The organism is Curtobacterium sp. GD1, assembly GCF_020882855.1.
Classification (GTDB): Bacteria; Actinomycetota; Actinomycetes; order Actinomycetales; family Microbacteriaceae; genus Curtobacterium.
The window spans coordinates 1-12580 of the sequence record NZ_JAFEVQ010000051.1 but is presented as its reverse complement, the minus strand read 5'-3'; the positions used below and the strand labels follow the sequence as shown (position 1 = coordinate 12580).

At 72.5% G+C, this 12580-nt stretch carries 8 protein-coding genes, 1 tRNA gene and 1 rRNA gene; 8 read left to right on the top strand and 2 right to left on the bottom strand.

What is annotated here, in order from left to right:
- The 4 genes from rrf to JSX79_RS17635 form a co-directional block, all read left to right on the top strand.
- Positions 1–108: ribosomal RNA gene (gene rrf, locus JSX79_RS17650) — 5S ribosomal RNA — on the top strand; the annotation flags it as partial.
- Between the two features lie 117 nt (positions 109–225).
- Positions 226–1713 carry a glutamate--tRNA ligase gene (gene gltX / locus JSX79_RS17645; protein WP_229087464.1) on the top strand — a complete coding sequence of 496 codons (1488 nt, stop codon included), beginning with the start codon at positions 226–228 and terminating at the stop codon, positions 1711–1713.
- A gap of 55 nt (positions 1714–1768) precedes the next feature.
- Complete coding sequence (locus tag JSX79_RS17640; RefSeq protein ID WP_229087465.1) at positions 1769–2695, top strand: NAD(P)/FAD-dependent oxidoreductase; 927 nt, start codon at positions 1769–1771, stop codon at positions 2693–2695.
- Positions 2696–2739: 44 nt separating this feature from the next.
- Positions 2740–2811 (top strand) — tRNA-Gln (locus tag JSX79_RS17635).
- Positions 2812–2920: 109 nt separating this feature from the next.
- Here JSX79_RS17635 and JSX79_RS17630 read toward each other — a convergent pair.
- On the bottom strand, positions 2921–3775 hold the full coding sequence (locus JSX79_RS17630; protein WP_229087463.1) for a glycoside hydrolase family 16 protein: 855 nt from the start codon (positions 3773–3775) through the stop codon (positions 2921–2923).
- Between the two features lie 19 nt (positions 3776–3794).
- Positions 3795–5975: a hypothetical protein gene (locus tag JSX79_RS17625; RefSeq protein WP_229087462.1), complete on the bottom strand. Its 2181-nt coding sequence runs from the start codon at positions 5973–5975 to the stop codon at positions 3795–3797.
- Positions 5976–6269: 294 nt separating this feature from the next.
- Here JSX79_RS17625 and JSX79_RS17620 point away from each other — a divergent pair, with 294 nt between their 5' ends.
- The 4 genes from JSX79_RS17620 to JSX79_RS17605 all read left to right on the top strand — a co-directional run.
- A complete protein-coding gene (locus JSX79_RS17620) occupies positions 6270–7610 on the top strand; it encodes a glycosyltransferase family 2 protein (protein ID WP_229087460.1) in 1341 nt (446 codons plus the stop codon).
- Positions 7611–7769: 159 nt separating this feature from the next.
- Positions 7770–10514, top strand: coding sequence for an alpha/beta fold hydrolase (locus JSX79_RS17615; RefSeq protein WP_229087456.1), 2745 nt, complete (start codon positions 7770–7772; stop codon positions 10512–10514).
- Between the two features lie 274 nt (positions 10515–10788).
- Entirely contained in the window at positions 10789–11619 is an 831-nt protein-coding gene (locus JSX79_RS17610) for a glycosyltransferase family 2 protein (protein ID WP_083294974.1), read from the top strand.
- Positions 11616–12580 (top strand): glycosyltransferase family 2 protein (locus JSX79_RS17605; protein WP_229087455.1); only part of this gene is annotated, 965 nt, incomplete at its 3' end. The genes JSX79_RS17610 and JSX79_RS17605, both read left to right, overlap by 4 nt.

Sequence of the window (12580 nt, the reverse complement as noted above, 5' to 3'; positions counted from 1 at the left end):
CATAGCGAGAGGGAAACGCCCGGTCACATTCCGAACCCGGAAGCTAAGCCTCTCAGCGCCGATGGTACTGCAAGGGGGACCTTGTGGGAGAGTAGGACGCCGCCGGACTCAACGTTGCAACACCAGGGAACCCCTGACCACCACGTGGTCAGGGGTTTTCTGCGTTTGCGGGTCCTCCACACCCCCTCGTGGCGGTCGGTGCCGGGCCGGTAGGATCGTCGTGTCATGACTGCGCCATTCACCACCGCTTCCGGTTCCGATGTCCGTGTCCGTTTCTGCCCGAGCCCGACGGGAACGCCGCACGTCGGACTGATCCGTACTGCGCTGTTCAACTGGGCGTACGCGCGGCACACCGGCGGCAAGCTCGTGTTCCGCATCGAGGACACCGACGCCGCCCGTGACAGCGAGGAGTCGTACCAGCAGATCCTCGAGGCACTGCGCTGGCTCCGGCTCGACTGGGACGAGGGCGTCGAGGCCGGCGGCCCGCACGGTCCGTACCGGCAGTCCGAGCGGACGGACGTCTACGAGGACGTCATCGCGAAGCTCAAGGCCTCCGGACACGTCTACGAGTCCTTCGTCACCCCCGAGGAGATGGAGGCCCGCAACAAGGCCGCCGGGCGTGACCCGAAGCAGGGCTACGACAACCACGAGCGCGACTTCACCGACGCCGAGCGCCAGGCCTTCCGCGACCAGGGGCGTGAGCCGGCACTGCGGCTGCGCGTGCCCGACCGCGACCTGAGCTTCGAGGACCTCGTGCGCGGTGAGATCACCTTCAAGCAGGGCACCTTCCCGGACTTCGTGGTCGTCCGGCCGAACGGCAAGCCGCTGTACACGTTCACCAACCCGGTGGACGACGCGCTGATGGGCGTGACGCACGTGCTCCGCGGCGAGGACCTCCTGTCGTCGACGCCGCGCCAGATCGCCCTGTACGAGGCCCTGTACGAGGTCGGCCTCGCCGAGTTCATCCCGGTGTTCGGGCACCTGCCGTACGTCACGGGGGAGGGCAACAAGAAGCTCTCGAAGCGCGACCCCGAGTCGAACCTGTTCCACCACCGTGCCGCCGGGATGATCCCCGAGGGGCTCGTCAACTACCTCGCGCTGCTCGGGTGGTCGATCGGTCCGGACCGCGACGTGTTCACGGTCGACGAGATGGTCCGGGCGTTCGAGGTCTCCGACGTCAACCCGAACCCCGCGCGCTTCGACCACAAGAAGGCCGAGGCGATCAACGGTGACCACATCCGCCTGCTGGACGCCGACGACTTCCGCGTGCGGCTGCTGCCGTACCTGTCGGGCATCGTGTCGGATCCGGTGACGCCGGAGCAGCTCGAGATCCTCACGAAGGCGGCGCCGCTCGTCCAGGAGCGCATGCAGCTCCTCGGCGAGGCACCGGGGCTCCTGGCGTTCCTCTTCACGTCGGACGACGCGCTCGAGATCGACGAGGACGCCCTGGGGACCCTCAAGGCCGACGCCGGTGACGTGCTCCGCGCGAGCATCGCCGCGCTCGAGCCGCTCGACGACTGGACGACGGCCTCGATCGAGGGCGCGCTCCGTTCGGCGCTCATCGACGATCTCGGCCTGAAGCCCCGTGTGGCGTTCGGTCCGCTGCGCGTCGCGGTGTCTGGTCGACGGATCAGCCCGCCGCTGTTCGAGTCGATGGAGATCCTGGGCAAGGAGTCCACCGTCACGCGCCTGCGTCGCCTCGCGGACCGCTGACGTGGCCGAACGGCAGGGTGACGCGGCCGACCGGCAGGCTGACGCAGCCGAGCGGCTGACGGTCGACGTCGTCGTCGTCGGTGCCGGCCCGGCCGGGCTCAGTGCCGCCCTCAACCTCGTCCGTGCGAAGCGCACGGTGCTCCTCGTGGACGCCAACCGCCCCCGGAACGCGGCCACGCTGCGGTCGCACGGGTTCCTGACACGCGACGGTGTCTCACCCCTCGAGCTCCGGAAGCTCGGGCGCGCAGAGGTCGAGGCCTACGCCGAGGCCACGGTCGTGCAGACGGTCGTGGACCGGATCGCGCCGGAGGGCGACCGGTGGCTCGTGCACGGTGCCTGGCGCGGCACCGAGGTCGAGGCGACGGCCCGCGCCGTCGTGCTCGCGACGGGCCTGCGCGAGGAGTTCCCGGCGCTCCCGATGCTCCGCGCGTTCTACGGCACCGCGGTGCACAGCTGCGTCGAGTGCGATGCCTACGAGAAGGCCGGCGAGCCGTTGGCGTTCCTCTGCGAGACGGACGACGTCGTCGATCGCGCCCTGCTGCTCGCGGCGTGGGCGGACGACCTCATCGTGTACACGAACGGCATCGCGCCGCTCGACGACGCCGGCCGTGCCCGCCTGGCCGCAGCGGGCGTGCGCGTCGACGAGCGGGCCGTGGCGGACCTCGAGGGGGACCGCTCCGGGATGACCGGCGTCCGCCTCGCAGACGGGCACGTGGAGCCGCGGACGGGCGGGTTCGTCCGGCCCCGGTGGCACGCCGACCTGGACTGGGTCGACGCGGACCTCCGCCGCGACGCCGAGGGGCTCGTCGTGATCGACCGCTCCGGACGGACGAGCGTGCCCGGGCTGTACGCCGTGGGCGACGTGACGCCGCCCGGACCGGAACAGCTGATCGTGGCGGCCGGCCACGGGGCGGTCACGGCCGCCGCGGTGCACCGGGATCTCGTCGGTGGTCTCACGGACCTCCGGGATGCTGTACAGTAGTTGATCGTGCCCCGGGCAACCGGGACCGAAGGCCTCCGGGCCTTTGGGGTATGGTGTAATTGGCAACACAGCGGTTTCTGGTACCGTCGTTCTTGGTTCGAGTCCAGGTACCCCAGCACTCGTAGAACAAGCCCCCGGGATCTCCCGGGGGCTTGTTCCGTTTCCGGCGCAGAAGCCGCGTGACAGGCCAGGCGACGAACCGACACGCCAGGGCAGCCGATCAGGTCAGGACTGCACCCGGCTCTTCCGGTACGCGACCACCCAGTCCACGAGCACGTGCCCGGATGCGTCGGCCGGCACCTCGGCGTCGTGGATGATCGTCTCCGCCTGCAGTGTCACGCGCATGGGCGTCGTGGGCACCGCGCCCGTGACGGTCTCGAGCAGCTCGTCGTCCCAGTAGAAGCGCACCGCGTCGGCGGTCCACTCCACGGTCGCGACGTGCCAGTCGGTCTGCCCGCCGGACACCACCGTCGGGTCCTCGGGCAGGAACGTCATCGCCTCGGTCGCGGGGTCGTAGCTGCCCGGGATCGCCGACACCGGGCGGACGTCGCCGGTGAGGTCACCCTCGGGCCAGTCGATCTCGCCCTCGTTCCAGTCGCCGGACAGCGGCCAGAGGATCATGACGAACTTGTAGCCGGGGACCTCGTCGGCGCGGTACCGGATCGAGACGCGCTGGTGCGTGTACGCCCGGTAGCCGGCGGGGAGGACCGTCGCCACGAGGGGCTGGGACCCGTTGCTGCGGAGGTGGAGGTCGAGCACCGAGTCGTGCACCGACACCACCTGGTCGGGGGAGTAGAGCCCCTTGCCCGACGTGTCCCGCATCCCGCTGTACTCCGCCATCCGCGGGTACACCGCGAGGAGTTCACCGAGCGCGGCGTCGAGGTCGAAGTCCTGTGCGAGGTAGGGGACCCACCGCGTCCCCTCGGACTCGAGCGCCCCGGTGGGCATGCGTTCGGCGCGGGCGGTCGAGTCACCGGCACGCGTGGGCAGCACGACGGCCGTGGTGCCGGCGACCACGGCGACCCCCGCGATGCCGGCGATCGTCGCGCCGCGGCGCAGGAAGGACCGCCGGGTGGTCATCCGGTGACGTGCCCCCGGCTCATGCTGCATCGCGCACCTCGTAAATCCGGACTCCGTCGCGGTCGTAGCGGAGGGTGCCCTCGTCGGCCACGGACCGCTCGATGGCGTCGATCTGCGCGCCGGTGAGCGTCCCGCGGGTGACGGCGTCGGCTCGCTGCGCCGCCGAGAACACGAGCCAGGAGTGTCCGCCCTGGTCGCGGTCCTGCAGGACACCGGTGAGGTCGTCGGCCGTCATGCCCTTCGGGAACCACGCGGCCTCGCTCTGCAGCGAGTCGACCTGGCCCCAGTGGCGGAGGAAGTTCTCGTAGTTCCCGCCGATGATCGACGGGAAGCTGCCGACGGTCGTGAGGGTGTCGTCCGCCTGGAACCGGCCGTCGAGCCACTTCGCCGCGGCCACGTCGGCCGGTGCGGTCTGGTTCGCCTGCTCGGTCTGGAACGTGGCGCCGAGGAACAGCGCGGTGGTCACGGTCAGCACCAGGGCCGTGGCGGCGATGCGGAGTCGGCGGCCGTGGAAGGCGTGGACGGCTGCGATCGCCAGGAACGGCGCGGAGAACAGGACGACGCGGAACTTCGCCTCGCCGCCGTAGCTCTGCCCGAGCACGAGCACGATCGGGCAGGCCGCCAGCCAGAGCACCACGAGGGCGCGTCGGGCGTGCCCACCGCGGACCATCCGGACGAGTCCGATGACGGCGCACACGGCGACGAGTGCCGTGATCCCGAGGACCGCGCGGGACTGCAGAGTCGTCGCGATCGACGGGATGGCGATCGACGTCGACGCGGCGGTGACGTTGCTCACCGGGTCGAAGCCGGTGGTGAGACCGAACTTCTCCTGGATGTAGTCGAGGTTCGGCACGAGGTAGAGCAGGGGGAGCAGCGTCAGCGGGACGGCGAGCCACCAGGGGCGGAGGAAGCCGAGCACGAGGAGCGGCACGAACGCGGCGACGACCACGAACGGGGTCAGCTGGTGCGAAGCCGTGATGACGAACTGCAGGACGACGACGAGCGCCACCGCCGCGACCACGGCGGCCCGCGTCGGCGTGGCGACCGCCTCGGCCACGGGGGAGCGGCGTGCACGGAGCAGCCGGCCGGTCAGCGTCGCGCTCCACCGCCCGATCACGTTGGGCTCGCCGCGGAGGACGGTCAGCGCGACGAGGACCGCCGCGAGGAACAGGAAGAACGCGAACGCCTGCGGGGAGTAGTAGTCCTGCCCGACCCAGTTCGCGGCGCTGAACAGGACCGCGGCGACGTACGCCCAGCGGCCGTTCGCACCGAGTGCCCGTGCGATCCCGAGGACGAGCGCCCCGTCGGCGAGGGCGAACGCGAGTTCCGTCCAGCGCACCGGGTCCGCCGCGTCGAGCGTGCCGGTGGCGGCGCCGAGGAACGCGCTGAAGCTGAAGAACCCGGGCCAGCGGTTGTAGATGTCGATCGACGGGTCGACGGCGCCGTGCTGCAGGATGTACGCGGTCACCGCGATGTGCTTGAACACCCACGGCGGTCGGGGCTCGGCGGCGATCAGGTTCGAGGTGCCGTACATGACGAGCAGGAGGACGCCCGAGGACACCGCGCGGACCACCACGTGGTGGCGACGGTCGATGAGCGTCACCAGGGCGACGACGAACACGAGTGCGGCGCCGGCCCACCAGACCGCGGGCAGTGCAGCCAGGAGGCCCCACTCGCCCAGTCCGGTCGAGTCCGTCTGCGCGACACCCACCGCCCAGAGCGCGGCTCCGGTGACGAGGACGCCCGACGCGGCGACGGTGCGGACCAGGACCGCGGTCGGCAGGGCCGACCGCGCGCGGGCCGACCTGGGCGCGGTGCGTGCGGTCTGGACGCCCTGGCCGAGCGACACCCACCCGGCGACGAGCAGGAGGAGCCCGGCGGCGGGCAGCGGGACCCACTGCCCCGTCCAGACCATCGCGAGCCCGAGGACCGCGTCGATCGCGGCACTGGACGCGACGACGAGTCCGGCGCGCCCGATCGGCTCGCGGAGCCCGAGCAACCGGACCACCGGCAGACCCGGGACGACCAACAGCGCGACGAGCACGACGGCCGTGCGGAGCGGACCGGACGCGTCGGCCGCGATGAGGGCGGCTCCGGCGAAACCGAGTCCCGCGGCGACGAGGGACGGCACCGGTGAGGTCGGCAGCACGCGGGTTCCGTGGCGGAGCGACATCCTGGTGGGGGTCGTGGTGGCGGTCACTGCTCGACCACCGCGATCGACTGACGCATCGAGCGTCCCTTCGGGTCTGGGCCGGCGACTGGCAGCGGCCTTGCGGGTGTCACGACGGTAACCGGGGGCCGAGGGCGCACGGGAGAGCGGTCACCGGGAAGTGCGGAGGGCCTGCGGCATTGCGGGATCACGCACGCGTGGCGGGCGTCGAGCGAGGAGAAACCGCACGGTTCCGCCTGCTCGTTGACCCCCGCCGTCCCCGCAGCGACGGTGGGATGGCCGGCTGCGACCGCGCACGTCCCCCGACACGAGACAGGCTCTCCCATGACCGACACCATCCAGCGCTCGCTCCCGCCCCGCGTCGAGCTCGCCCGCCCGATGTCGAGCGCCGTCGACCCCACCTGGGGCGGTGCCGTGTGGGTCGGTGCCGTCGACCTCGCCGAGGTCCCCGCGGACGACGCCGGCACGGTGGGGCTGCACGACGCCGCCGGCCACCGGTCGGCCAGGCTCCTCGTCCGCGACGGCGTGGCACCCCTCGGGTTCGTCGACCTGCCGGTGTCCGACGAGACGATCGAGGTCGCCGCGCTCCGTGCCGCCGTCGCCGCCCTGCCCGCCGTCCCGCAACCGCCGATCCCGGTCCGCCTGCCGAGCACCTCCGTCGTCCTGTGCACCCGTGACCGCGCCGACCAGCTCGGCGCCGCCCTCGACTCGCTGCTCGCCCTGGACCACCCCGACTTCGAGGTCGTGATCGTCGACAACGCGCCCTCCGACGAGTCGACGCGCGAACTCGTCGATGCCCTCGACGACGATCGCGTGCGGTACGTCCGCGAACCCGTCCCGGGCCTCTCGAGCGCACGCAACGCCGGCGTCCTGGCCGCGCGGCACGAGATCGTCGCCTTCACGGACGACGACGTCGTGGTCGACCGGGCGTGGCTCCGTGCCGTCGCCTCGGGGTTCTCCCGCGGGGACGACGTCGTCTGCGTCAGCGGACTCGTCGCCAGCGGTGAGCTCCGCACCCCCACGCAGCGGTACTTCGACGAACGGGTGACCTGGTCGCGCAACCTCGTGCCGCGCGTGCACCGCCTCTCGGCACCGCCCGTCGACCGGCCGCTCTTCCCGTTCGCGGTCGGTGACTACGGCACGGGTGCGAACTTCGCGATGCGTCGGTCGGCGATCACCGAGCTCGGCGGCTTCGACGAGGCACTCGGCGTCGGCACGGTCACCGGCGGCGGCGAGGACATCGACATGTTCTCGCGCGTCGTGCTCTCGGGCGCCGCGCTCGTCGTCGAACCCGCGGCGCTGGTCTGGCACCGGCACCGTGCGGACCTCCCGGCGCTCCGGAAGCAGGCGGAAGGCTACGGCACCGGACTCGGGGCCTGGCTCACGAAGATCGCCCTGCGGCCCCGCACGCTCGGGATGGCGCTGCAGCGCGCCCCGCGGGCCGTGCGCCACCTCGTCTCGGGCACCGCCGCCGAACCGGCCGTCACCCCGGCAGCGGCACCGGTCGCCGTCGGTACCGCGGACGCGCCGGTCGACGACGCCGCGTTCCTCCGCGAGGTCGGACGGATGCGCTGGGTCGAGCTCCTGGCCGTCGGGCGTGGTGTGCTCCGCTACGGGCGGTCCCGCCGCACCGTCCGCGCCCGCGAGCGCACAGCGAACCGATAGGTCCGTCACCGGGGATCCACGGCGGATCGCGAGGATGCGCCAAACCGCAGGATCCCCGCACGGCGCTCCTCGGCCCCTCGATCGGGGGCGTCCGGTCGGCTTACCGTCCTCCAAGCACCAGCAGCGCACCACCGGCCCGCACGACCCAGGGGAGAAGCAATGCGTCCGACACACCCGACAGCGCGTCACCGGACGGTCGAACCGGCCGTCCCGGCATCCGACGACCACTCGGTCCTCGACCGGTGGACGCGCGTCGTCGCAGCGTTCCCCGAGTCCCCGGCGCTCGCCGGTGCCGGGACCGCCCGCACCTTCGCCGAGACGGACCGGACGGTCCGGGCGCTCGCCGCACGGCTCACCGAGGTCCTCCGGCCCGACGACCGCACCGGCGCCGGCGTCGGACCCGAGCGCACCGGCGCGTCGGTCCCGGTGGGGATCATGGCCGGGCACACGACCGAGACCGTGGTGGGCATGCTCGCGCTGATCGCCGCCGGGCGGACGATCGTCGTGCTCGACGACCACCTGCCCGAGGCACGCCTGCAGCACGTCGTCACGCTCGCGGGGATCGGCGAGGTGCTCGCCGACGACACCCGTGCGGACCTCGCCGCCGCGGTCCTCGGCCCGGACGGCACCGTGCACGACCTCGACGCCCTCATCGTGACGAGCACCGAGCAGGCCGCGACCGGCAGCGCGACCGCCGCCGGCACCGCGACCGGAACCGAACCCGCAGCGACCTCCCGCCCCGGTGGCACCGACCCCGCCGCGATCGTGTTCACCTCGGGCTCCACGGGCCTGCCGAAGGGCGTCGCGATGACGCACCGACAGCTCCTCCGGAACACCGAGCAGAGTGCCTGGAGCGCCGACTACCGCCCGGGCGACCTCGTGGGCGTCGTGCTGCCGCTGTCCTTCGCCGCCGGCATCCTCACCACGCTCGACAGCATGCTGAGCGGGGCCGCCGCGGTCCTGCTCGACGCGCGCGACCTCGGGACCGAGCGACTCCTCGAGGGCATGGCCGCCGAGCACGTCACCGCCGTGGTCTGCACGCCGCACCTGCTCCGGTCGATCGTCTCCACCGTGCGCGACCGCGGCACGGACCTGCACGCCGCGCTCGCCGGACTCCGACTCGTCATGACGGTCGGCGAGCCGATCACCGGCACCGACGTGCACGCCGCTCGCCCGGTCCTCGGCGCCCGCACGGTCCTCTGGAACGGGTTCGGGTCGAGCGAGATGGGGGCGGTCTCCTACTTCCCGGTCGGTCCGGACGACGCCGTCCCGAACGGCGTCGTGCCGGCCGGGTACGTGCCGCCGGGCAAGACCGCCCGGGTCCTCCGCGAGGACGGCACCGCCGCCGCGACGGGGGAGACCGGCCAGCTCGTGGTCATCGGGGACGGCATGACCGCCGGCTACTGGGGCGCGCCCGAGAAGACGAGCGAGCACCTCTCCGTCGACGAGGACGGCACCCCACTGTGGCGCCAGGGTGACCTCGCGCGCGTCGAGGAGGACGGCTGCCTGGTCCTGCTCGGCCGCGACGACGACGCCGTGAAGGTCCGCGGGTACCTCGTCGAGCCGAGCGAGGTCGAGGCGGCACTCCGTGCCGTCGAGGACGTCCACGACGTCGTGGTCACCGCCCTCGTCGACCCGCCCGCCGTCACGCGCCTCGTCGCCTACGTCGTCGGCCGTCCCGGTCGCCGCACCCCGGCGCCGGCGGCCCTGCGCCGCGCACTGCGGGCGAAACTGCCCGAGTACATGGTGCCGGCGGCGATCGTCCCGATGCCCGAACTGCCGCGCAACGAGCGCGGCAAGGTCGACCGGGCGAAGCTGCCCGGTGCGCCGTCGCTCGAGGTCGAGATGGTCGAGGGCGAGTACGACCAGTGGGAGCTCGTCGTCGGGCAGATCTGGGCCGAGGTGCTCGGACTCCGCGGCGTGCACCTCGACGAGGACTTCACCGCGCTCGGCGGCGACTCGCTCTCCGCCGAGGAGATGCTCGCGATCGTGCAGGCCCGGCTCGGCGTCGACCTCCGTGCGTCGGAGCTCCTCGAACAGCCCACCCTGCGTGCCTTCGCCCGACGGGTGCGCTCGGGGGCGAAGTCCCTGCCGAGCCACCCCGACGTCGTCAAGGTCTCCGAGGCCCGCGTCCCCGGGCGCCCGCCCGTGTTCTGCCTCAGCGGGGCCGGAGCCCTCGGCCTGACGTTCCTGCCGCTGTCCCGGTACCTGCCCGAGCACGACGTGTACGCCTTCCAGCAGCACGGTCTCGAGCGACGGGCGATCCCGGACTGGAGCATCCAGCGCACCGCACGGCGCACCGTCGAGCTCATGCGCATCGTCCAGCCCCGCGGCCCGTACCTGCTCGTCGGGCACTCCCTCGGCGGCCTCGTCGCCCTCGAGGTGGCGAAGCTCCTCACCGAGGGCGGCGAGCGGGTCGAGCACGTCGCGATCCTGGACAGCTACCTGCCGCGCAGCAGCACCGAGCAGGCGCAACTGCACTTCGGCCGGATGGCGGAGAGCCCGGTGCGCAACCCGACGCTCCGAGCACTCAAGCGCGGGCTCGACCGAGCGGCGAAGCGCATCCTGCCCGCCGGCGTGCCGGTGGGCGAGGAGTTCGCCAAGCGCGTCCGCGCCTACGGTGCCGGCGTCCTCCGCTACGGCGGGCAGAAGGACTTCGACGCCCTCTTCGACCAGGCCACGATCGTGACGCGGCGGCACACGCCCTCCCCCTACGACGGCACGGCCACGTTCGTGCTCGCCGACGGCAACCCCGACGTGGACGGCTGGAACGACGTGCTCCGCGGTGCGACCACCACGGTGCGCATCGAGAGCGAGCACAGCTCGCTCCTCCGCGAGCCGCACGTCGCCGAGCTGGCGACCGCGTTGCGCGCCGCCTTCACGACGCACGAGTCGCGTCCCTGACGTGACCAGCGAGGGCCCTGGAGGCGCGTGGCGGGCCCGCCCCGCGCCTCCAGGGCCCTCGTGCGTGCCGACACGCCACCCGGCCGCGGCTTGCGGGTTTCCGTATCCGCACTCGGGGGTCCGCAACCAGTGCCCACCCGCATTGACCAGCCCCGTCCGCCGGACGATGGTTGGTCCAAGCCCAGGGAACGGTGTACCCCCGTTCCGACGCCCACCCAGCGCCGGGTCCTCCCTCGACCACTCCCGCATGCAGCCTGAACCCGACAGGAGCACCATGTCCGCCAGCACCGTCCGACCCCGAGACCCCCGCGTCTCGGTCGTCATCCCCGCGAGGAACGAGGCCCGCAACCTCGAGATCATCCTCCCGCAGCTCCCGCCCGTCTACGAGGTGATCCTCGTCGACGGCAACTCGGTGGACGACACCATCGCGACGGCGCAGCGCCTCATGCCGACGATCAAGGTCGTGCAGCAGACCCGCAAGGGCAAGGGCAACGCGCTCGCCTGCGGCTTCGAGGCCGTGACCGGCGACGTCGTCGTCATGTTCGACGCCGACTGCTCCGCCGACGCCGCCGAGATCCCGCGCTTCGTGCAGGCGCTCGTCGACGGTGCCGACGTCGCGAAGGGCTCCCGCTACGCACCCGGTGGCGGCAGCGACGACATCACGATCATCCGCGGCCTCGGCAACAAGGGCCTCAACATGATCTCCAACGTGCTGCTCCGTGCGCGGTACACCGACCTCTGCTACGGCTACAACGCCTTCTGGGCGGACACACTGCCGACGATCGGGCTCCTGTCGTCGACGCTCCCGCAGCCGACCGACGGCTCGATGCGCTGGGGTGACGGCTTCGAGATCGAGACGATCCTGACCTGCCGCTGGTCCGCCGCGGAGTTCGCGATCACCGAGGTGCCGAGCCACGAGAAGCTCCGCGTGCACGGCACCAGCAACCTCAACGCGGTCAGCGACGGCATCCGCGTCCTGAAGTCGATCATGCACGAGCGTCGTCGTGCCCGCGAGGCCAAGGCCCGCATGCGCCTCATGCCGACCCCGGTCTCGGGCCTCGTGGTCCCGGCCGCCGTGCCGGCGATGGACGAGGAAGCGGCGTGAGCGTCGCGACGGTCGCCGTCGTCATCTGCGCCTACACGCAGCAGCGCTGGGGTGACCTGCAGGACGCGGTCGAGTCGGCGAAGCGCCAGCCCGACGCGACCGAGGTGATCGTCGTCATCGACCACGAGCCGGAGCTGTTCCGCCGTGCGGCCGCCCGCTGGCCGGAGCTCCGGGTCGTCGAGAACGCCGAGGACCGCGGCCTCTCGGGTGCGCGCAACACCGGCGTCGCACTCACCGAGGCCGACGTCGTCGCCTTCCTGGACGACGACGCGACGGCGGACCCGGACTGGCTGATGCACCTCGTCGAGGCGCTCGAGCTGCCCGACGTCGTCGGTGTCGGCGGCCGGGCGACCCCGTCGTGGCCGACCGCGACCGGCGCCGGACCCTACCCGGACGAGCTGCTCTGGATCGTCGGGTGCAGCTACACCGGCCTCCCCACCACGTCCGCGGACGTCCGCAACGTCATCGGGTCGAGCATGGCCTTCCACCGTGACGTCGTGCTCGCCGCCGGCGGCTTCCGCTCCGGCATCGGTCGCGTCGGCAACCACCCGCTGGGGTGCGAGGAGACCGAGCTCTGCATCCGCATCGCCCGGATCCGTCCCGGCGCCCGCATCCGCTTCGAGCCGCGCTCGAACGTCTCGCACCGGGTCTCCCCGGACCGCGTCACGATGCGGTACCTGCGACGCCGGAGCTACTACGAGGGCATCTCGAAGGCCGTGCTGAGCCGCCGGGTCGGTGCCCGCGACTCGCTCTCGAGCGAGTCGACGTACCTCACCCGGGTCCTGCCCGGCGCGGTGCTCCGCGAGCTCGGGGCCCTCGGTCGCGGTGGGGGCCTCCGTGCCCTGGCGATCGTGACCTCGGCGGTCTCGACCGTGTTCGGCTACGCCGTCGGCCGTGTCTTCGGCACCGTCGTGGTCCGTGCACCCGCCCCGGTGTCCGCGCCCGTGCAGCAGCCCGTCGG